A 20,169-nucleotide genomic window follows, 5' to 3' on the forward strand; every position below is an offset into this window, starting at 1 on the left:
TACTTTTCGTATGCCACGGCACTACCTTAGCAAAATTCTGAAAAACCTTGATTTTACAGTATATTTTTGAACCAGTAGGGATGTTTTACTAAGTTTTTACTAAAGAGGAATCCCTAGCACGAATTTAGAAAAGTAACATATAGTATGACCTTATTAATTGGTAGAACAATTGGTAAGGTCCTTTTTTATTTCAAGGAGGTTCAAAATGAAAAGTACAGCGTTAGGAGCAGAAAACATTATTTTTATCAGTGATGCACATGAAAAATTCTACTATGAAAAATTACAAGAAGTACGGTATCAGGATGTGTACCATAAGGCATTGTGTTATTGCCTGGGTATTAATGGAGATACCAGAAAAAATGCTGACAGAATTTATAATTTTAAAACGGGGTCTGTTAAAACGAAATGTTTACATGAAGGATGGCAGACAAGCGGTAGCTTAAAAGTGGTAAGGATGGCATTTAATCTGTACTGTAACAGCACGCCAAGCGTTTGGGATTATGAAGATGCAGAGGAACAGGTAAACGAGTGCAGACAGTATACAGTAGAGGATATCTTCTGCTGTGTATATGCACCATATTTTTGGCAGGCAATACAGATCCGTTATCCGGAATATGTAGTGTACAATCAAAAGTTACATGCCATGCTTGGAGGAATAGATTAATGCTGAAAGTGAGACTGATGGGAACAAAAAATGATATTGCATGGTTTCAGAAAATCCTGCAGCGTCATCCTAAAATTGAAGTTATGGAATTATCGGAACTTTATTCCAATAAAGGGACGAGCAAATATTATAGAGCTTATGCTGAAATTGAAAAAAGTAATGTAAATAAAAAATAGTAGAAAAACAGGAGAATTATATCATGTGCAAAATAATCGCAATCGCAAATCAAAAAGGTGGAGTAGCAAAGACTACAACCACTATTAATCTTGGAGTAGGACTGTCTAAGGTTGGAAAACGTGTAATGCTGATAGATGCTGATCCACAGGGACATTTGACAATGGGACTTGGTTTTCCAAAGAACTTAAGGGTAACATTGAAAACAATGATGGAAAATATCATTATGGGATTAGAATTTGATCCCAGGGAAGCAATTTTACACCATGAGGAAGGAATAGATGTAATTCCATCTAATAAACTTCTTTCAGGAATGGACATGTCATTATTTACGGTAGAGGACAGAGAAAAAGTCTTAAAAGAATATCTGGAACTTTTGGAAAATGATTATGACTATATCCTGATTGATTGTATGCCCTCGTTGGGAATGATGACAATTAATGCGTTAAGTGCAGCTGATAGCGTTTTGATTCCGGTGCAGCCTCAATACTATGCGGCAGATGGTCTCATGGAATTACTGAAAGTTGTGAAAGGCATTCATCAGAGATTTAATCCTGATTTACAGATTGAAGGGATTCTGTTTACAATGGACAGCAGTCATTATAATAATTCAAAGAGAAATAAGCAGGCAGTACGAGATGCTTATGGAGCAGAGATTATAATTTTTGATCAGACAATTCCAAGAACAGAAGCTCTTGCCGAAACTGCATCAGAAGGTGTCAGTATTTTTTCTTACGATGCAAAAGGAAAAGGTGCGTACAGTTATCAAGCACTTGTCCAGGAGGTGCTGAATCATGCGTAAACCTAAGAAAGAAATTCAGCTTACTTCTTATGATGAATTGCTTGGAATCAATGAAGCCGAACAGAATACTCTTAATCAGATTGTTGAAGTGCCATTAAATGAGTTACATCCTTTTAGAAATCATCCATTTCATGTAAATGATGATGAAAAAATGGCTGAAACAGTAGAAAGTATCAAGAATTATGGCATCTTAAATCCTGCATTGGTACGTCCTCGCGCAGAGGGAGGATATGAACTGATTGCTGGTCACAGGAGAAAACGTGGTTGCGAACTGGCTGGAAAAAGTAAAATGCCAGTACTCATACGGAACTATACCGATGATGAAGCCGTAATCGTTATGGTGGATTCTAATATACAGAGAGAAAATTTGCTTCCAAGCGAAAAGGCATATGCTTATAAGATGAAGATGGATGCAGTAAAACATCAGGGCATAAAAGACGAAAACGCAGCTTCTGTTGACAGTGCAGATCTGGTTGGACAGGCTGCCGGTGACAGTGGAAGAACCGTTCAGCGTTACATACGCTTGACCTGTCTTATTCCGGAATTGCTGAAATTGTTGGATGAAGGAAAGATTAATTTTACAGTAGGTGTTTCATTAACCTATTTATCAGAAACGGAGCAGATTTGGGTGAAAGACTGCATAGTGTCTGGAGCAAGCTCTGTTACAGGTTCAATGGCAACAAAACTGAAGCAATACAGCGATGAAGGTAATCTGACAGAATTAGCGGTACAGCTTATTCTGAATGAAAAGAAAACAGAGACAGGAAAAGTTACTTTAACTGAAAAGAAAATACGAAAGTATTTTCCAAAGGAATATAACAGAGAACAGATTGAACAGGTTATCTATGAACTGCTTGATAACTGGAAGAAAAGCCAATAACGAGGGAAGGAGGGAAAGCAAAATGGCAAAATCCGAAAGCACAAAAATAGAGTTTGGTTATTTTCACGATTATGAATCGGAACAGTTTGCTTTTTACCGTATTCCCAAAGTATTATTCACAGATGAATATTTCCGTAATCTGTCCAGCGATGCAAAGGTTCTTTATGGGCTGATGCTGGACAGAATGGCTTTATCTATCAGACATCAGTGGTTTGATGAAGAGGGTAAGGTTTATATTATTTTTACTGTTGAACAGGTTATTCAGTATATGAATTGTGGAAGAGATAAAGCAATGAAAACGCTTGCAGAACTGGATACCAAAAAGGGAATCGGATTAATTGAAAGAGTCAAACAAGGATTTGGTAAACCGGATATTATTTATGTAAAGAACTTTATTTTAAGGACATCAAAAGATGTTAAAAACAATGATGAATCCGAAGAGAGTATTCAACAAAATCGAGAGGTCGAAGAAGTCGACTTATCGGAGTCGGAAAAATCGACTTATCGTGGTCGGAAAAATCGACTTCAAGGGGTCGGAAAAACCGACTTCAAGAGGTCGGAAAATACGACTTATCGTGGTCGAAAAATCAGAACTACAGAAGTCGGAAAAACCGACCCTAATAATACTAATTATAATTATACTGATATTAGTAATACTGACAGAAGTAATACTGATCTTATCAATCTTTCAGATTCTTCCGAACAGCAGTCAATGGATTTGATGGAAGAGATGGAGTTATTCCAGATGAATACTGCACTTGTAAAAAGAAATATTGAATATGACTGTCTTGTACAACGATGCAGACTGGGGGAACAGCAACAGTTGGATGAAATTGTGGCACTAATTGTGGAAACAATCAGCATAGAACGGGAGAATATTACGATCAGTGGAGTGAAATACCCATATCAGTTCGTAAAAAGCAGATTATTGTTGCTGGAAGAAAGCCACATAGAGTATGTACTTGACTGTCTGCATGAGAATACCAGGGAAGTAAAGAACATAAAAGCGTACTTGCTTACCTGTCTTATGAATTCAATAACGACAATAGGCAATTATTACCAGGCAAAAGTAAATCATGATATGTACGGAGGTGGCATATGAGAGGAAAAGAAATTATAACAAAATTGATAATTCCTGGTGCAATAGCTATGATTATCTGCTTAATTGTTCACCCTATGTGCATGAATGGTGAAATATTAGACTGGAGAAAATTATTGCTTTTTGTGGGAATACCTTTCGGAATCCAGAAAATGTTTTTGTTGGTCGTTCCAAGAAATGTGGGGACAGGGGAAATGCTTGGTTTGGTGGTACTTAAACTGATGGTAGGAAGTTTGATTGGAATAGGGGTTCTTGCCTGGAGATTATTAGCTGTAGCAGGCATTTTGCTAAAAAACGGCATTTCTGGAATTATATGGATCATAAAAAGACTGAAAGAAATGGTGATCAAAAATGAGCGAAAAGCAACTGGAAAAATTGTATTATAGCATTTATCCAATGAATCAATGTGAGACACAAAGTAAAAGTTATGAAGAGACAAAGGAACTGTGTGAAACATTAGAAAAGGAAATGATAAGTCTAATGAGTCCGGATCTGCAGGCAATGTTTGAGGATTACAAGGAATATACTTTAAATCTTAAACAAACAGAACAGAGAGACGCTTACATAGATGGATTAGCGTTTGGGATTCGCACAATTTCGGAAGCCTTTTTACATGAGAACAAAAATAGAATATGGTGATTGAAAAAGCAGTCTGTCAAGGCTGCTTTTTCTGTACCGCTTACATAGGAGAATGAGATGTGATTGATTTGATAATTATTATTATGGCAGGAATAGTGCTTTTGTTTTTGCTGTCTTGTTGCTTTATGGTTGCAAGGCTATTGGATGAGGAAATATCTATGTATGGATATGAAGGAAAAGAAAACTGGGAAAGGGAACAACTTCCCGACAAATTGTCGAGAAGTTCAACAGATGAAAGACATGGAGATAAATGAAAAGATTCGTTATTTTCGGAAACAGAGAGGGCTATCGCAGGAGCTGCTTGCAGAACGAACAGGAATTAATGTGAATACAATTCGGAAGTATGAAATAGGCATACGAAAGCCGAAAGTAGAACAATTAAAGAAAATTGCGGATGGACTTGAAATTAGTGTAATAGAATTTTTGGATATTGAAATAGAAAATGAAGTGGACTTGATTGCTATGCTGAAAAAAATCAGTCCGTTTTTTAAGTGGGACGGATTGCTTCATGTATTGGAGGGGGAAAAGTTTTTATGATTGGTGTAGGAAGTGCATTGATATCACTGTTTCTGGTTTGGGTTTGTTATTCATTAACACTGACAGCGAAAAGAGCAGATGAAAACTTATTGATGATCTGTGAACAGAATCAGAAAATTGAAAAAGAGAAAGGAAAGCAAGAAATGGAATCAAAGAGAGACATTTTGAGAGTGATTGAAAAAGAAATCAAAAAAGGAAGTGCGCCAGTTGCATTTGCGGGTTTGGGGTTTTCCGAGGAATGTTATCATTTGGTAGATAGTCAGGCTAAGATGAACCAACTTTTAGATTATTTTTTTCGCAATGAAGAATACGCAGCTTTGACAGATCGGCAGGTGAAAAGTAATATCTATGCAGAAATGGGCAAAAGGCTGAATTTCCGTAGTGCCAGATCTAATCGAGACAGAAAGAATATGGAGGTAGCGGCGAAACGATGGATTAAGAAAAAGCATCCAACATTTGATGGTGATGTATATGTCGAAAATATCCGGTGTTTTCTGGATATTTCCCGGGAAGAGTTAGAAAAACGTAAATGTACTGTTAATGAACAGGATATCACAGCACTTATTTTCAGTCAGAAACATCTGGAAGCATTATATCTGCAATGCCTTATGCACAGGCGAAACGCAATGCAAGAGGTCCCAGAATTAAAAGGTTTGTCAGAAACGTGCAATCGGATTTATAAATTGCAGGATGTAGATGTATTATTTCAGTGTTTACTGATGGATCAGATGGATTGGGAAGAAGGAAAGTTGTATGTGCAATTCAGTACTGTATATTTATTACTGAGTTTAAGAAATAAATGACAGAATAAGTATGATTGGTTATAATAAAATAAATTGACAAATAAGTAGAGGGAGGGTCTGATGAATAAAGAAGATCATTTTATAGATACAGATAAATTGGGTGATGTGTTACTTGAGTTTTCAAAAAAAATAAGTCGTTTCTCACAAAATATACCAGATACTTTATTTGGAAGTTTGACAGAATTTTTAAAAAATATACCAGATGATGTTAAGAATACGCAACTTTTTGCAAACGTTCAAAAACTAAGTAATTATGATTTGAATTATGAAGATGTCTGGTGGTTGGTAGACAGTTATGGGCTTATTGATAAAGAAGATGCGGAAGAAGAACTTATGGAGTATTATGAGCAAGAAAATAAATTACATTGTTATATAAAAAGTATTATAAGCAATCCGTCCATAAGTGAACGTGAAAAATTAGTAATATTGTTATCACATATAGAACCGTTAATATATAATACTTTAAATTACACGAAACAGCCTTATTCAAAAGTGAAACAAATAGTAAAACGAATGTCTATAGATGAAAATGAGGGAATGTCTTCTGAGAGTGTGGGAAAACTTTACGTTATGGGAATTACATATGTAGTGTTTGCAAATACTGACGCTTATACAAAGGAAATTGATAAAAGAATTCCGTTTAGAAATAATATTCTGCATAATGGAATTGTTGAATATGGAACGGATGATATACATAGTGCATATGAGTTGTTAGTTGAGTTCATTTCAATGCTGGTATTCATAAAAAAACAGCTTATTAATGAAAAAACGAAATAGAGAATTTGTAGCCGGTTGGTCCATTTTATTAGAAATTGGAATCAGCCGGCTTTTTATATTTTAAAGAGTACTTCTCGACAATTTGTCGGGAAGTGGAAAGGAGCCAAATTCCGATGAAAATATATCTCCCCCATCTGTTAGTTCCACCATAATTTGCTGATCGGAATCGAAAGGAGGCGTGCAAATTGCAGGAAGAAGTTACTCAGAAAACAATCGCATTGTCGGTTAAAACTGCAAGAGTGACTGCCGACGTGTTAAAAAATATGCTGCGGAAGTATCTGTCAGGACAGAAACAAAAAGGAAAGAATCCTTATAAGGTTGGAAAACAGTCATACAAAGAACTGAAAAGCCAGGGTTCTGGTTTATCCAATATTGAAATCACAGATGGAAATATCAAGTCCTTTGAGCGTGTGGCGAAAAAATACCGTTTAGATTTTGCCTTGAAAAAAGACAGTTCGACCAAGCCACCGACCTACTATGTGTTCTTTAAAGGGCAGGATACAGAAATGATGAATCTGGCATTTAAGAAATATTTGGGTGTACAGATGAACAAAAAGGATAAGCCATCTATTATGAAAAAACTTATGCACTTTAAGGATGCTGTGTCTAAAGGAAAGAACAGAGAACGAGCAAGAGAACAGCAGAAAGACAGAGGGCAGAGTTTATGACGGAGAAAAAACAGCAGCATAAGAAGAAAAGAGGAAAAGTTCAGCATATCAGAGGCTCTCCGAAAAAGAGAAAAATATCTGGAAAAGCTGTTTTTTCCTCAGAGAGTATCCCAGGAAAAATGCTTGCAGATGTGAAAAATCTGATTACGGACAAGGTAAGTGAATTGAAGAGGGCAGATCAGAAAAAGCTGTTTTTAGCTAATTTCCCCTATCTGATGTTTGCTTATTTTTTCAATAAGATTGCCTGGTTGTATCGGGTAAACACCGGAGCAACTTCCTGGGATAAATTTATGAATACCATTACTTATTTTGAACTGGCGTTTCAGAATCTCTGGCCAAGTTTGAATCATATAGATTTGTTGTGTGGAATCGCAGGCGGCGTGGCTGTAAAGCTTATTATTATTTACCGCACGAAAAATGCCAGGAAATATCGACTGGGTGTGGAGTATGGTTCTGCCAGATGGGGAATAGAAAAAGATATACGACCATATGCGGATCCTGAATTTGAAAATAATATTATTCTCACAGAAACAGAGAGTCTTACTATGTCAAGCAGACCAAAGAATCCGAAATACGCCAGGAATAAAAACATTCTGGTAATTGGCGGTTCTGGTTCTGGAAAAACCAGATTTTTTGTAAAGCCTAACATTATGCAGATGCACAGCTCCTATGTGATTACTGATCCAAAGGGAACTGTGCTTCTGGAGGTTGGCAGTATGCTGGCAAAAGGCAGTCCGATGACGGATGAGAATGGAAAAATCGTGCGGGACAAAGAGGGAAAAGTTATATACGAACCATATAAAATCAAAGTTTTGAATACAATTAATTTCAAAAAATCCATGCACTATAATCCATTTGTATATATCCGCAGTGAAAAAGATATTCTAAAACTGGTAACAACCATTATTGCTAATACCAAAGGTGAAGGGCAGCAATCAGGTGAGGATTTTTGGGTAAAGGCGGAAAAACTCTATTATTGTGCCCTGATTGGTTATATCTGGTATGAAGGCAGGGAAGAAGAAAAGAATTTTAATACTCTGTTGGAAATGATCAATGTGTCAGAAGCCAGGGAAGATGATGAGAATTTCAAGAATCCAGTAGATCTGATGTTTGATGAGCTGGAGCAGAAAGACCCGAACCATTTTGCAGTAAGGCAGTACAAAAAATACAAGTTGGCTGCCGGTGATATATGCTCTAAGTGACTTCTTAATCATGATTTTGTCATGGTTAGTGAAGCAGTCACTTAGAGCATTTTCATTTCAGGAGGTACAGCCATGAGAAACGAGAAAATCACCCCTCTGTATGAGCGGTTGAGCCGCGATGATGAGTTACAGGGCGAGAGTAACTCCATATCGAACCAGAAAAAGATGTTAGAGGACTATGCCCGCCGGAACGGGCTGCCGAACCCCACCCACTTCACCGATGACGGCGTATCGGGAACCCGCTTTGACCGCCCCGGCTTCCTGGCAATGATGGAGGAAGTCGAGGCCGGACGGGTGGAGGCCGTTGTTATCAAAGACATGAGCCGCCTGGGACGCGATTACCTGAAAGTCGGCCAGGTCATGGAGATCTTACGGCAGCGCGGCGTCCGGTTAATTGCCATCAACGATGGCGTGGACAGTCTGAAAGGCGATGATGATTTTACGCCCTTCCGCAATATCATGAATGAGTTTTACGCCCGCGACACCAGCCGGAAAATCCGCTCTGTGTTTAAGTCAAAAGGCATGAGCGGTAAGCACCTGACAGGCACCGTGATTTACGGCTACTTGTGGGATGAAAAGCGGGAACATTGGCTGGTAGATGAGGAAGCTTCCGAAGTGGTACGCCGTATATTCTCCCTTACGCTGGAGGGATATGGGCCTTATCAGATCGCCTGCAAATTATCCACAGACCGGATTGAAATTCCTGTCGTACACCTTGCCCGCTTCAACGAGGGTGTGAACCGTTCAAAGCCGGTCAAAGACCCATATGGATGGGGATCATCTACCATCGTGAACATTTTGAAAAAACGAGAGTATTTAGGGCATACCATCAATTTCAAGACCCGCAAACACTTTAAGGACAAGAAAAGCCACTATGTTTCTGAGGACAGATGGACGATCTTTGAGAATACCCATGAAGCCATTATCGACCAGCAGACCTTTGATTTGGTGCAGAAAATCCGCAGCAATGTACGGCGTTATCCAAACGGCTGGGGCGAAGCGGCTCCCCTCACAGGCTTGCTCTATTGTGCAGATTGTGGCGGCAAGATGTATGTCCACCGCACCAACAATGGCAAGCGGGTTTCTCAATATACCTGTTCCAATTATACCAAAGTTCCGTGTGGGACACTATGCCCTACACAACACCGTATCAATGAGAGTGCTGTTCTGACATTGGTTTCTGACACGCTCAGGGCTATCGCTGAATATTCCAGAAATGACCGGACGGAATTTATTCACACCGTTCAGGAAACGCAGGTTGCTCAACAGAGTGCCGATATATCGAAAAAGCGCAGGCGTCTGGCTGCTGCCCAAAAGAGAGCCGCAGAACTGGAAAAACTGATTTGCAAAATCTATGAGGACAACGCCCTCGGCAAGCTGCCGGATGCACGATATAGAGCGCTTGATGCACAGTATGCCAAAGAGCAGGACGCACTTGAGATTGAAATTGCAGAGTTGGAAAAGGCTGTTACCGGCTATGAGCAGAGCCAGAAATCAGCGGAGAAATTTATAGCCCTGATTGATAAGTACGAGAATTTTGACACGCTGACAAACACCATGCTCAACGAGTTTGTAGAGAAAATCCTTGTCCACGAACGCGCCAGAAAAGGCAGTCAGGACACCACGCAGGAAATTGAAATCTACTTCAATTTTTTAGGACGCTATATCCCACCATCCTTACAGCCGGTTCCTTTAACACCGGAGGAACAGGAAGAATTGCGAAAAAAAGAAGAACGCAAGGACAGGCTCCATCAGAACTATTTGAAACGAAAAGCCAGCGGCGCACAGAAACGGTATGAGAACAAAATCAAGGCGAAGAAAAAAGCGGAAATGGACGCTAAGAAAGCCCTGATTCGGGCTGAGGATATGAAAAAAGGTGTTTTTTCTACTGTCGGGCAGCTACCAAAAGAAGAACCGCGCAAAGGCGGCATAGCAGCCAGCGCAGCAGTCTAATCATCACGGAGCAAAGGAGAATGAATATGAGTAAGTTGACTTACATTCGTTGTGGAGATTATGATATACCCAACCTAAAACTTTCTGAACAGCCGGAAACTTCTATTGGCAAGTACGGCAGGATGCGAAAATCCTACCTGAAGGAACATCACCCCATTCTCTACAACCAACTACTGATGAGCGAGAAGCTGTATCCGCACCTGATAGAGATTGACCGGACAGCGCGGGAGCGTATGGACGCCATGTTACCTCACATGATGGAGGTTGCGGGTGTCACTGAGGAACTGAAAGCCTGTGATCCTATGCGTTGGGTGGGGCTGATGAACACATTAACGGCACAGATTGAGGAAATTTTAATCAGGGAACTGATTTGCAGATGAATGGGAGGTGCGGGAAATGCTGACCTTTGAAAAGGTTTTGAAAGTGTTTCAGGCATATCTGGATGATGACCCTCTGTATGAGGTGGTTCAGACCAGTCATGGTTATACATTGATGGCATGGGAACCCCACCGGAATGACTGGTACAGCGCAGAAATACAGAAAACCCCGGAGGATTTACGGAACGCTTTGTTGGGTACATACGCCAACTTTCTGGAAGATAAGATTACTGGAAATGACCGTGACCTGACTGTGACAGAAACCGGAGAAATCCAGCAGAGGTGCCGGGAACTTTTGGAAAAGTGCAGGGAAACATGATACAGAAACGCCAGAAGGAGGCCGCGATTATGCGTCCTCCTTCTGCTTCGCAGTCTGTTCCATTTTGAGCGCCCCGTCAATGGCACCTTCGATAATCGGCAGGTATTCTTCAGGGCAAAGCTTCAGCTTGTGGCTGACCCGTTGCCGCTGTTCGCTTTCTTCTCGCATGATCTCCGGGTTAAAATACCGTTCCACGGGAAGTCCGCAGACCTTAATCAACTGGATCATCACAGGCAGGCTCGGAATCGCACCTTGATTCTCAATGTTGGCAAGATACCGCCATTCAATCCCAACCATTTCTGCCAATGTTTTTCGTGCCAGACGCTTTGCCTCTCGTGCAGCTTTGACATCTGCGCCGAAGGTTTCAAAACCGGGACAATCTTCAACTTTCGCCATATAACATCACCCAGTTACATTGTATAATTCATACTTCGCCCGTGGAATGTTGCTATATGCAGGTTGGTTGAAGTTTATAATTCATATATTACATCTTATATTTTTCAAGAACAGGAATTACAATAGAAGGGAAATGAAAAAAGTAAAAGAAAAATTTCTAAAGTTAAATCCTTTTGGGTTACTCAGTTGTATATTAAGTGTAAGGCGTTTTACACATGGAAGGCGGTGACACGGTATCGAAGATTTCATACTAATTAAAAAAATCCAGTCGGGTGACACAGATGCATTTGAGATAATTGTCCGAAAATATTATCAGTCAATTTATCTATTTTGTTGTCGGCGATTGAACGGCAATCCAGATACCGCCGCAGATATTACACAAGATGTTTTCTTGAAATTGTTGGAGAATATTCAATCAGTACGAAAGATCGGGAAATTTCAAAACTACCTGCTAACGATTGCTGTTAATACCTGTAACAATTATACTAAGAAAGCAAAACCCCTGTATATGGATTTAGAAACTCTTGAAGATATAGAAGATACTGATAATGCCTTTGAAAAAATTGAGCTTAACGAACTTAAAGCGCAAATTCAATATGCAATCAACACATTACCGGACTATCAAAAAGAGGTCATCATTTTACGATTTTATTATGATTTGAAAATCCGAGAGATTGCAACCATTACAAAAGCTAGTGTTTCTACTGTAAAATCTAGGCTCCAACAGGGGATTAAAAAACTGGAACGATATTTGGCTGATTTTAGAGGAGGCGATAATGTATGACCCAAAAACAAAATGGTGTATTAGAATGGTTGCAGAGTTGTGAAACGCCTGCTCCATCTGAACCTAAAATTAAAGCAGTAATCGTAGCTGGAAAAAGTTACATGAATAGTTCTGAATTCAATAAAAATTCAATGCGAGATATTATATTGAACCAACTTCAATTTCTGCCGCTTTCTTTCTGGATTGTTCAAATAATACTCACTATATGTGCAGTATTATTAGCATGTATCCTGGGCCAATGGAGGGTTCCATTTTATTATCCATTGACAATCCTTGCAGTTATGGTTCCATTCCTTGCGTTATTAGGTGCAATAGAAATATCTAAAAGCAACATCTATGGTATGTGGGAAATTGAACAGTCTAGTAGAACAACGCTGGTAAAAATTGTAGCAGGTCGTATGCTGATTATTGGAGTAATCAACCTTTTCCTAATAACAGTCATTTTAATTTCAATGGCATATATTTACCAGAAATCAATGATTGAAATGGTGTTGTATGGTTTGATTCCATTTAATATTTCTTGCACTTGTTATCTTTTTATATGTGCGAAAAGCAGGACAAACGATAGCTTGTATCATTTAATCGCTTGTATGATTTTTCTTTCTGGAACATTTTCTCTTGTACTCCATCAGCGATTTATATTTGAAGCGTCTATGTTCTGGGGATGGATTGGATTTTATGTGTTATCTATTATCCTATTAGGGAAAACACTTCAACTGTACTTGAAAAAAGAAAAAATGATTGGAGAATTGATATGGAACTTACAATAAATGATCTTTCAAAAGAATATGGAAGAAAAAAAGCTGTAAATCATTTCAGCGTAAAATTAACAAATGGTGTTTATGGTCTACTCGGGGCAAATGGTGCGGGCAAGACAACTTTGATGCGAATGATTTGCGATGTCCAAACTGAAACGAAAGGAGCCATTTTTTTTAACGGGAAAAACATTCATGATTTGGGCGAGAAATATCGTAATATCTTAGGCTACCTGCCACAAAATTTTGGCTATTATCCTAACTTTACAGCGTATAAATTTTTGATGTATATCTCTGCAATAAAGGGGCTGCCACCTAAAAAAGCCCATAATCGCACAATGGAGCTGTTGCAGGTTGTTGATCTGCTCACACAGAAAAACGAAAAAATCAAAACTTTTTCCGGCGGTATGAAACAACGCTTGGGAATTGCTCAAGCATTACTAAACGATCCCCGTATTTTGATTTTGGATGAACCTACAGCTGGACTTGACCCGAAAGAGCGGGTGCGGTTTAGAAATCTGATTAGTTCTTTGGCAGAAAATAGAATTGTAATTTTGTCCACTCACATTGTTTCTGATGTTGAATATATCGCAAATGAGATTCTGATTATGAAAAATGGCGAGTTAATTCAACATGGTTCTCCAGAAAAACTTTTGAAGCCGATTGAAAAATGTGTTTGGGAATGTGATGTATCTCGAAAAGAGGCCGAAGAATTAGAATTGAACTATGTAACAGCAAATCTGAAACATAATAATGGTGCAGAACGGCTGAGGATTATTTCTCAAGAAGCACCATGCAGAACCGCTTGGAATGTTGATCCAACATTGGAAGATTTGTATTTATACTATTTTGCGGAGGTATCCGAGCATGAATGAAATGATAAAAGCAGAACGAAATAAAATATGTTCGAGAAAGCAAACACGAATGTTGTTTTTAGCTGGTGTGGTTCTTATCGTTGCCTATTTTTTCTTTTTTCAATTTAATTATCAAAATGTTTTCTATGATTATGACCTTGAAAAAATGGCATTAGCAAGCGGTTTTACAGCCATTGAACAACGGAAGGAAGTAGCAGAAATATTTGAAGGAAAACTCTCTCAAAATACATTACTTACTATGCAAGAAAAAATCGACCAAGCAAAACAAGCAACTGTTGGACAAGATGAAAATTCTGCTTTTTCTGCTGTTCATGTTTATCGTGACCAAGCGGCGATTCTGGAATATTTGACAAATTCTGATGGTAGTTTTAAGTCACTCGAAACAGCATATCCAAATAGTCCAACTGTGACTTTAGGATATTGCGATGGCTGGGATAAGCTATTATCTGGAATGGGGAGCATCTTGTCCATAATGATATGTTTAATTGTTGTAATCACTCTATCTCCTGTTTTCTCAGAAGAGTATGCACTTCATACAGATAGCATTATTTATTCGGCTCGGTATGGCCGAACCAAACTCACAACTTCAAAAATTATAGCGGCCTTGGAAGTTGTAATTGGCACATACCTCTTGTATTTACTGCTAAATTTAGTTCTGTATGGCTGTACCTATGGGTTACAGGGGTGGAATGTAAGCATTCAATCTTCATTACATTATGCTTCTTCAATATATAATTTGACCTTTTTGCAAATGTTCTTTATCTCTGTAATATTGAATATTTTTGGGATTGTAGCCTTGACAACTATTACATTGTTTTTAAGTGCTCAAATGAGTTCTCCTGTTACAGCGCTTATTACTTCTTGCGTCATCTGCTTCTTGCCAGTTGTGTTTGATTTTAATGATAGCCTTCCTGTTTTACAAAAAATGCAGGAAATTTGCCCGATTTTTATGCTTCATACAAACGGTATATTTTCTGATATGAAAACATATTTCGGTATGAGCCAGCCGGTCTTTATGATCATCCTTAATGTTGGATTGATATTCGTATTTTATAGACTAACAAAAAATATATCAAAGAAACATCAAGTTACGGGGTAATTTTGATGAAAGAGACAAGTTGGGTTAGTTGTCCTATATGCCATAATAAAACCCGAATAAAAATACGAATTGACACGGAATTAAGGAATTTCCCCTTGTTCTGTCCAAAATGTAAACAGGAAACGCTCATTCATGTAAAGCAACTGAATATATCCGTTATTAGAGAGCCAGACGCATAGACGCAGAGCCGATAACACGCAGGCTAACATGACTGCTGTTATCGGCTTTTCATATTCTTTTAAACCTGCCCCGCCTAATGGGGAAAGAAAAAAACCGTAGCTGGGCAGGTTGATTTTGTGCGCTTACTCTAGATACCCTGGCGGCGGTTTTGAGAAATCAGAGCCGCCGTTTCTTTTCGTCTACGCTAAACCAACGACGACCTAACACCGTGTAAATCCACGGCGGCACATAGGAGGATTGCCGCCGTGTCTATTTTTGCCTTTTTTCACAGTCCCCATGACCTGCACCAGCTAAAAAAAGCCTGTTCCCAGCAGCGGAGCAATGCGGTCAGAAGTATGCACTATACCATGTAACTAAACAGCAAAATATACTCTATTACGCTCGTATGGCTTTATGCCGTCCGGGCGCTTTTTTGTCTCTATGGAGCCGGAACATCGGGTCAGCATGGCCCGAACTTTATCCCCGGTGCCGTTCTCCGCCGCCCCATTCAGATTTTCCCGAAAAAATCTGAATGGAGGAAAGGCAGATGGAAGTTACCATCAATTATAACGGACAAGCTGTGGCCGTGGAGGTCACGCTGGAAGTCTATGAATTTCTTGACCGGGCCGATCACAAAACGGAGAACCTGTTCCATGAACAGCGGCGGCATTGGGATGGCCGGGAGTTTGACGAGTACATCATTACCACCGAGGGTGTAGGAGCCTACGGCGAAACGCCGGAAGAATACCTTTGCCGCAAGGAAACACTGCATGAGCTGATGGCTGTTCTGGACACCTGTACCGAGGCCCAGCGCCGCCGGTTCCTGCTCTATGCGCTTGACGGGCTGAGCCTTGCAGAGATCGGTGTGCTGTGCGGCTGCTCCAAAGTGGCTGTGTATCAAAGTGTGGAGGCGGTCAGAAAAAAATTTATAAATTTCTTTGGGAACAGGCTTAACAAATGACCTGTTTTCTGGCTACCAAGTGAAAGGGATCATTTCCCTTATCTCAGCGAGGGGCGGACAGCGGACGAGCTGCCCGCCTCTCCAATTTTCAGGAGGTAAGCCTATGAAAACAATCAATCTGCGGTGGATGTATCCCCACTACCGGCATGACGAGTTTGTGGATGTTACGGACGAGGTATGGGCAGCGATGTATCAGGCCCAGCGGGAGATGGAGAACTATGAGCGTCGGAAAGTCTACCACCGCGCCTACTACTCTCTGGACGCATACAGCTGGCTGGAAAATTACGCACTGGAACACAGCAGATCGTCGGAAGATATTTTGCTGGAACGAGAAGAAATGACCACCCGCCTGCACCTGATTGCAGCTCTGCCTGCGGCTCTGGCTCATGCCACTCCGACACAGGTCCGCCGTGTTCACGCCTACTACATTGCCGGTATCAAGCAGCCGGAAATCGCCCGGAGAGAGGGTATCCATAGCAGTAAGGTCAGCGTTGCCATCCACCGGGGGCTGCGGAATATGCGCCGCTGCTATGATGACCTTTTTCAAACAGAGTGAGGGCGTGCCTATGCAGACCATAAATCTCAAACAATATTATCCATTTTGCAAAGAGGACATTTTTGTGGAGGTGTCCGATGAGATCGTCGAAGCGTTTCTTCTGGACAAGAGAGCCGAGGGCGCCAGAGATCGCAAGATGTTCCGGTATAAGGCGTTTTATTCCCTCGATTGTAACGATGGAATCGAAAATGCCGCCATCGGCTGGGCGCAGCCATCGCCGGAGGACTACCTGATAGAAAAAGAAGAATTAGCCGAATACGAAGAACTGATACGGCGATTGTACGAAGCCATTTCTTCCCTGCCGCCTATGCAGGCTCGCCGTGTCCATGCCCGCTATATGCTGGGTATGAAAGTGAAAGATATTGCCGCAATGGAGGGTATCACGCCATCACAGGCGGGAAAATCCATCCATGCCGCACTGCGGAGGCTGCGCCGGTACTTTGCTCGACAGAAATGGACGGTCAATCTATGAGTATTTCCAAAGAAAAGAGGTGCCTGACATGAACGAAAAAATTACAGCCCACCCCCAAAAAGAAGAACGGGAGAAAGTCCTGAAGGAGATTCGGCAGCTTGAAAACCGAAAGAAGATTTTGGAGAACAAGCAGCGGAACGAAGAACGCAGGGTTCGCACCCGCCGCCTGATTGAGCGTGGAGCCGTTTTGGAGGGGATTTTCCCGTTGGCTCCCGACCTTTCCGGCGCGGAGGTCAAAGCATTTCTGATTGCCCTGTCCCATCTTCCGGGGGCTGCGGAATTGACTGCAAACCTGCCAAAATCCGGGGACACGCCATAAGTCCCTTGTTTACAAGGGCGCACTTATACACCGTTGCCGGTGCTGTGCGCCCTGCCGGGGGCGTTGCGTACTTCGTCCACGATGGGAAGCTACGCTCCCCAAACCCCTTGTGCGCTCTGCGCAGCCAGACACCCACTTTGCGTTTGTCCGGCTCCACAGAGCCTGTTATCCCCTCACTGAAAGGAGGTGTTCCCCATAGATTTCTGTCATATCCCCATCAGTATCATCAAGCGCAGCGCAGGCCGTTCTGCTGTTGCCGCAGCTGCTTACCGCAGCGGAACCAAGCTGACAAATGAATGGGACGGCATGACCCACGACTACACCCGGAAAGGCGGCATTGTTCATGCGGAGATCATGCTGCCTGCCTACGCCCCGCCGGAATTTGCAGACCGTTCTATCCTCTGGAACAGCGTGGAGCAAATCGAGAAAGCAAGGGACAGCCAGCTTGCCCGCGAGATTGAGGCAGCTTTGCCCCGCGAACTGTCCATAGAACAGCAGCTTGCCCTTGTCCGGTCCTATGTGAAGGACAACTTTGTGGACAAGGGGATGTGCGCCGACTTTGCCATCCATGACAGGGGAACCGGCAACCCCCATGTTCATATCATGCTGACCGTCCGGCCCTTAAAAGAAAACGGCGCATGGGGCGCGAAGTGCCGCAAGGCATACGACCTGGACGAGAATGGACAGCGTATCCCGGATGGGAAAGGCGGCTGGAAGAACCACCGAGAGGACACCACCGACTGGAACGACAAAGGGAATGTGGAGATTTGGAGGGCAGCGTGGGCAGCCTACACCAACCGGGCGCTGGAATCTGCCGGTAGACCGGAGCGCATTGACCACCGCAGCTACAAGCGGCAGGGCATTGATAAAATCCCCTCTGTCCATCTGGGGCCAGCCGCCAGCCAAATGGAAAAGCGCGGTATCCGCACCGACAAGGGAGAAGTAAACCGGCAGATCGCCGCCGACAACAAGCTGCTGAAAGAAATCAAAGCCCGCATTACCCGTCTTTATCGCTGGTCGAAAGCCGAAACGGAAAAACCACAAACACAGCAAAGCAGCTTGACCGCCTTGTGGGAGGCCCAGCAGCAGTTGGACGCTCCCCGCACCCGCACCGGCAAAATCCGGGCTTTGCAAGAAAGCGCTGCACTATTCAGCTTTTTGCAGGCAAACGGCATCCAGTCTATGCAGCAGCTTCATGAAAAAATCGCTGATATGAACAGCCGTTACTATGACCTGCGCGGAAAGATCGTCAAGGCCGAGCGCCGGATCACTACCCTTACCGAGCGCGGGGAGATGTGGGAACAGTACAACCAGTACAAGTCCATCCACAAGCAGCTTGCCAAAGTAAAGCCGGAAAAACGGGAACAGTTTGAACAGCGCCACAGCCGGGAACTGATCCTCTATGACGCAGCAGACCGGTATCTGAAAGAACTGAAAGACAACGGCGAGGCAATCACCCCGAAGGCATGGCAGCGGGAAATCGACCAGCTGACTGCCGGAAAGCAGACGGATACGCTTGCCATGAAATCAATGCGGGAGGATTTGAAAGCAGTGGAACGGCTCCGCAAAACCGCCGAGCAGTTGTCCCGACAGGAACGGGATAAACCTCACGACCGGGAACCGGAGCGGTAAGGGCTACCGCGTTTTGGCGTACTCCTTTTAGGTGCGTCGCGTTTCACGACACCCTTTTGCACACAGAAAAACCGCCGTACAGGTTTCCCCATACGGCGGCAGTCGGTTTATTTGCCGAACAAGTCGCTGTGTGTGCCGGTGCGGGCCAGCGTCAGCACCAGAACATCATCTTCTATGCGGTAGACAAGCAGCCAGTCCGGGAGAATATGACATTCCCGATGGCCTGCCCAATCGCCGGACAGGTCATGGTCACGGTTCTTATCCGGCAGCGGTTCGCCCATCGCCAGCAACGCTACGACCTGCTCCAGCAGCTCGATCTTCAAACCACGCTTGATGGCTCGTTTGTAGTCTTTTTTGAAACTGGTCGTGTACTTGACGGTATATTTGGTTTCTTTCATCTTTTCAGGTCAGCAAACAACTCGTCAAGGTCATTGTAGCCCTTTACAGACGGGTCTTTTGCAATCCTTTCCGCTTCCAGCATGGCAGCAACCGTTTCCTTGTTCGGCTGTTCCAGCCTTACTTCAAAGGGAATGCCGCCTTCACGAAGCGACTGGCGCACAAAGATGTTAAACGCCGTAGTCAGGTTCATGCCAAGTTCAGTAAACAGTGCGTCCGCCTGCGCTTTCAAATCTGCGTCCATGCGGATACTGATGTTTGTGGTATTTCCAGCCATACGATCAACCCCTTTCTGCTGGCAATTATAGTATATGCCATTTGCACGAAGAAAACAATACTTTGCACGAATATTTAACAATAAATTCATTTAAGGAGGTTACCAACTTTATGAAAGAAATCATTTATGAAGAACAATAAGTCTGAACCTATCCCCGTCATGGATTACCGCCAGTACCGCAGAGTGCGGAGGCTGGTGCATGAGTGCTGTAACTACATCGACGGAAACTGTATCGCCCTGGACGATGGGGAGGAATGTGTCTGTGTCCAGTCTATTTCCTACTCCCTGTTGTGCAGGTGGTTTCGGGCGGCGGTATTGCCGCAGGATAAGGAACTGGAAACGGCGCTGTTCCACCGGCTGAATGCAAAGAAATGCGCCGTATGTGGGGCGCTGTTTACCCCCGGTTCCAACCGGGCCAAATACTGCCCGGAATGTGCCGCACGCATGAAGCGGATCAACGCCGCAAAGCGCAAGCGGAAACAACGGGAGAAATGTCACGCTTTAGGGGCTGAAAAACCCTTGTAAATCAAGGATTTTTTCGAGGGTGTCAAAGGCAGGCTGATAGATTTATCTTCCGCCCCCTAAAACGGTCTT

At 42.4% G+C, this 20,169-nt stretch carries 29 protein-coding genes and 1 pseudogene; 27 read left to right on the forward strand and 3 right to left on the reverse strand.

The features are described 5' to 3' along the window. Positions 1 to 205 precede the first annotated feature (205 nt). The 16 genes and pseudogenes from NE671_RS04225 to NE671_RS04300 all read left to right on the forward strand — a co-directional run bounded on the left by NE671_RS04225 (position 206) and on the right by NE671_RS04300 (position 10,894). On the forward strand, positions 206 to 664 hold the full coding sequence (locus tag NE671_RS04225; RefSeq protein ID WP_005426619.1) for a DUF6075 family protein: 459 nt from the start codon (positions 206 to 208) through the stop codon (positions 662 to 664). Continuing rightward, the gene (locus NE671_RS04230; protein ID WP_005426617.1) at positions 664 to 840 is read left to right on the forward strand and encodes a hypothetical protein; all 177 of its coding nucleotides are present in this window, start codon (positions 664 to 666) and stop codon (positions 838 to 840) included. Before NE671_RS04225 ends, NE671_RS04230 begins: the two co-directional genes overlap by 1 nt. A gap of 23 nt (positions 841 to 863) precedes the next feature. After that, positions 864 to 1,640, forward strand: coding sequence for a ParA family protein (locus NE671_RS04235; RefSeq protein ID WP_005426615.1), 777 nt, complete (start codon positions 864 to 866; stop codon positions 1,638 to 1,640). Beyond that, positions 1,633 to 2,520 carry a ParB/RepB/Spo0J family partition protein gene (locus NE671_RS04240; RefSeq protein ID WP_059085507.1) on the forward strand — a complete coding sequence of 296 codons (888 nt, stop codon included), beginning with the start codon at positions 1,633 to 1,635 and terminating at the stop codon, positions 2,518 to 2,520. Before NE671_RS04235 ends, NE671_RS04240 begins: the two co-directional genes overlap by 8 nt. A 22-nt stretch (positions 2,521 to 2,542) precedes the next feature. Further along, a complete protein-coding gene (locus NE671_RS04245) occupies positions 2,543 to 3,622 on the forward strand; it encodes a DUF6017 domain-containing protein (protein ID WP_044925930.1) in 1,080 nt (359 codons plus the stop codon). Then, positions 3,619 to 4,005 (forward strand): DUF6050 family protein, encoded by a 387-nt coding sequence (locus NE671_RS04250; RefSeq protein ID WP_005426609.1) that lies wholly within the window; start codon positions 3,619 to 3,621, stop codon positions 4,003 to 4,005. Before NE671_RS04245 ends, NE671_RS04250 begins: the two co-directional genes overlap by 4 nt. Then, on the forward strand, positions 3,971 to 4,258 hold the full coding sequence (locus tag NE671_RS04255) for a DUF6809 family protein (RefSeq protein WP_015541255.1): 288 nt from the start codon (positions 3,971 to 3,973) through the stop codon (positions 4,256 to 4,258). The genes NE671_RS04250 and NE671_RS04255 overlap by 35 nt, the downstream gene beginning before the upstream one ends. 59 nt (positions 4,259 to 4,317) lie before the next feature. Beyond that, entirely contained in the window at positions 4,318 to 4,512 is a 195-nt protein-coding gene (locus NE671_RS04260) for a hypothetical protein (protein WP_005426607.1), read from the forward strand. After that, a complete protein-coding gene (locus NE671_RS04265) occupies positions 4,490 to 4,795 on the forward strand; it encodes a helix-turn-helix domain-containing protein (RefSeq protein ID WP_256163701.1) in 306 nt (101 codons plus the stop codon). Before NE671_RS04260 ends, NE671_RS04265 begins: the two co-directional genes overlap by 23 nt. Further along, positions 4,792 to 5,598: a hypothetical protein gene (locus NE671_RS04270; protein ID WP_173740452.1), complete on the forward strand. Its 807-nt coding sequence runs from the start codon at positions 4,792 to 4,794 to the stop codon at positions 5,596 to 5,598. Before NE671_RS04265 ends, NE671_RS04270 begins: the two co-directional genes overlap by 4 nt. A 60-nt stretch (positions 5,599 to 5,658) precedes the next feature. Beyond that, complete coding sequence (locus tag NE671_RS04275) at positions 5,659 to 6,375, forward strand: hypothetical protein (protein WP_015541258.1); 717 nt, start codon at positions 5,659 to 5,661, stop codon at positions 6,373 to 6,375. A gap of 185 nt (positions 6,376 to 6,560) precedes the next feature. Further along, positions 6,561 to 7,043: a PcfB family protein gene (locus NE671_RS04280; protein WP_117457903.1), complete on the forward strand. Its 483-nt coding sequence runs from the start codon at positions 6,561 to 6,563 to the stop codon at positions 7,041 to 7,043. Between the two features lie 119 nt (positions 7,044 to 7,162). Further along, positions 7,163 to 8,227, forward strand: a pseudogene (locus NE671_RS04285) (type IV secretory system conjugative DNA transfer family protein); the annotation flags it as partial. 90 nt (positions 8,228 to 8,317) lie between these two features. Next, a complete protein-coding gene (locus tag NE671_RS04290) occupies positions 8,318 to 10,198 on the forward strand; it encodes a DUF4368 domain-containing protein (protein WP_256163705.1) in 1,881 nt (626 codons plus the stop codon). Between the two features lie 26 nt (positions 10,199 to 10,224). Then, complete coding sequence (locus NE671_RS04295; RefSeq protein WP_024738626.1) at positions 10,225 to 10,578, forward strand: TnpV protein; 354 nt, start codon at positions 10,225 to 10,227, stop codon at positions 10,576 to 10,578. A 16-nt stretch (positions 10,579 to 10,594) separates the two neighbouring features. Beyond that, complete coding sequence (locus tag NE671_RS04300) at positions 10,595 to 10,894, forward strand: hypothetical protein (RefSeq protein ID WP_118293856.1); 300 nt, start codon at positions 10,595 to 10,597, stop codon at positions 10,892 to 10,894. Between the two features lie 27 nt (positions 10,895 to 10,921). On the opposite strand, the gene NE671_RS04305 is transcribed toward NE671_RS04300, so the two are convergent. Further along, on the reverse strand, positions 10,922 to 11,290 hold the full coding sequence (locus NE671_RS04305; RefSeq protein WP_005933665.1) for a helix-turn-helix transcriptional regulator: 369 nt from the start codon (positions 11,288 to 11,290) through the stop codon (positions 10,922 to 10,924). Positions 11,291 to 11,582: 292 nt separating this feature from the next. Between NE671_RS04305 and NE671_RS04310 the strand changes: the two genes are divergently transcribed. The 10 genes from NE671_RS04310 to mobQ all read left to right on the forward strand — a co-directional run bounded on the left by NE671_RS04310 (position 11,583) and on the right by mobQ (position 18,902). Beyond that, a complete protein-coding gene (locus NE671_RS04310; protein WP_256163714.1) occupies positions 11,583 to 12,074 on the forward strand; it encodes an RNA polymerase sigma factor in 492 nt (163 codons plus the stop codon). Then, complete coding sequence (locus tag NE671_RS04315; RefSeq protein ID WP_016300379.1) at positions 12,071 to 12,844, forward strand: hypothetical protein; 774 nt, start codon at positions 12,071 to 12,073, stop codon at positions 12,842 to 12,844. Before NE671_RS04310 ends, NE671_RS04315 begins: the two co-directional genes overlap by 4 nt. After that, the gene (locus NE671_RS04320; RefSeq protein WP_173740193.1) at positions 12,829 to 13,704 is read left to right on the forward strand and encodes an ABC transporter ATP-binding protein; all 876 of its coding nucleotides are present in this window, start codon (positions 12,829 to 12,831) and stop codon (positions 13,702 to 13,704) included. Before NE671_RS04315 ends, NE671_RS04320 begins: the two co-directional genes overlap by 16 nt. Next, on the forward strand, positions 13,697 to 14,803 hold the full coding sequence (locus NE671_RS04325; RefSeq protein ID WP_016300381.1) for a hypothetical protein: 1,107 nt from the start codon (positions 13,697 to 13,699) through the stop codon (positions 14,801 to 14,803). Before NE671_RS04320 ends, NE671_RS04325 begins: the two co-directional genes overlap by 8 nt. A 5-nt stretch (positions 14,804 to 14,808) precedes the next feature. Then, positions 14,809 to 14,982 (forward strand): cysteine-rich KTR domain-containing protein, encoded by a 174-nt coding sequence (locus tag NE671_RS04330; RefSeq protein WP_081026450.1) that lies wholly within the window; start codon positions 14,809 to 14,811, stop codon positions 14,980 to 14,982. Positions 14,983 to 15,509: 527 nt separating this feature from the next. Next, positions 15,510 to 15,923, forward strand: a complete 414-nt coding sequence (locus NE671_RS04335) for an RNA polymerase sigma factor (protein ID WP_148462894.1) — start codon at positions 15,510 to 15,512, stop codon at positions 15,921 to 15,923. Positions 15,924 to 16,026: 103 nt separating this feature from the next. Further along, positions 16,027 to 16,479 (forward strand): RNA polymerase subunit sigma-24, encoded by a 453-nt coding sequence (locus NE671_RS04340; protein WP_148462895.1) that lies wholly within the window; start codon positions 16,027 to 16,029, stop codon positions 16,477 to 16,479. Positions 16,480 to 16,489: 10 nt separating this feature from the next. Continuing rightward, a complete protein-coding gene (locus NE671_RS04345; RefSeq protein ID WP_097780859.1) occupies positions 16,490 to 16,951 on the forward strand; it encodes an RNA polymerase sigma factor in 462 nt (153 codons plus the stop codon). A 28-nt stretch (positions 16,952 to 16,979) separates the two neighbouring features. After that, positions 16,980 to 17,270, forward strand: a complete 291-nt coding sequence (locus NE671_RS04350) for a DUF3847 domain-containing protein (RefSeq protein ID WP_024739841.1) — start codon at positions 16,980 to 16,982, stop codon at positions 17,268 to 17,270. A gap of 186 nt (positions 17,271 to 17,456) precedes the next feature. After that, positions 17,457 to 18,902, forward strand: coding sequence for a MobQ family relaxase (mobQ, locus tag NE671_RS04355; RefSeq protein WP_097780861.1), 1,446 nt, complete (start codon positions 17,457 to 17,459; stop codon positions 18,900 to 18,902). 107 nt (positions 18,903 to 19,009) lie between these two features. Here mobQ and NE671_RS04360 read toward each other — a convergent pair whose 3' ends face one another. Continuing rightward, a complete protein-coding gene (locus tag NE671_RS04360) occupies positions 19,010 to 19,300 on the reverse strand; it encodes a type II toxin-antitoxin system YafQ family toxin (protein WP_002596328.1) in 291 nt (96 codons plus the stop codon). Further along, positions 19,297 to 19,575: a type II toxin-antitoxin system RelB/DinJ family antitoxin gene (locus NE671_RS04365; protein ID WP_005924829.1), complete on the reverse strand. Its 279-nt coding sequence runs from the start codon at positions 19,573 to 19,575 to the stop codon at positions 19,297 to 19,299. The genes NE671_RS04360 and NE671_RS04365 overlap by 4 nt, the downstream gene beginning before the upstream one ends. Before the next feature lie 126 nt (positions 19,576 to 19,701). On the opposite strand from NE671_RS04365, the gene NE671_RS04370 reads away from it, so the two are divergent. After that, a complete protein-coding gene (locus tag NE671_RS04370) occupies positions 19,702 to 20,100 on the forward strand; it encodes a cysteine-rich VLP domain-containing protein (protein ID WP_097780863.1) in 399 nt (132 codons plus the stop codon). Positions 20,101 to 20,169: the final 69 nt, after the last annotated feature.

Origin of the sequence: Blautia sp. DFI.9.10 (assembly GCF_024461705.1) — a bacterium.
Taxonomy (GTDB): domain Bacteria; phylum Bacillota; class Clostridia; order Lachnospirales; family Lachnospiraceae; genus Blautia_A; species Blautia_A fusiformis.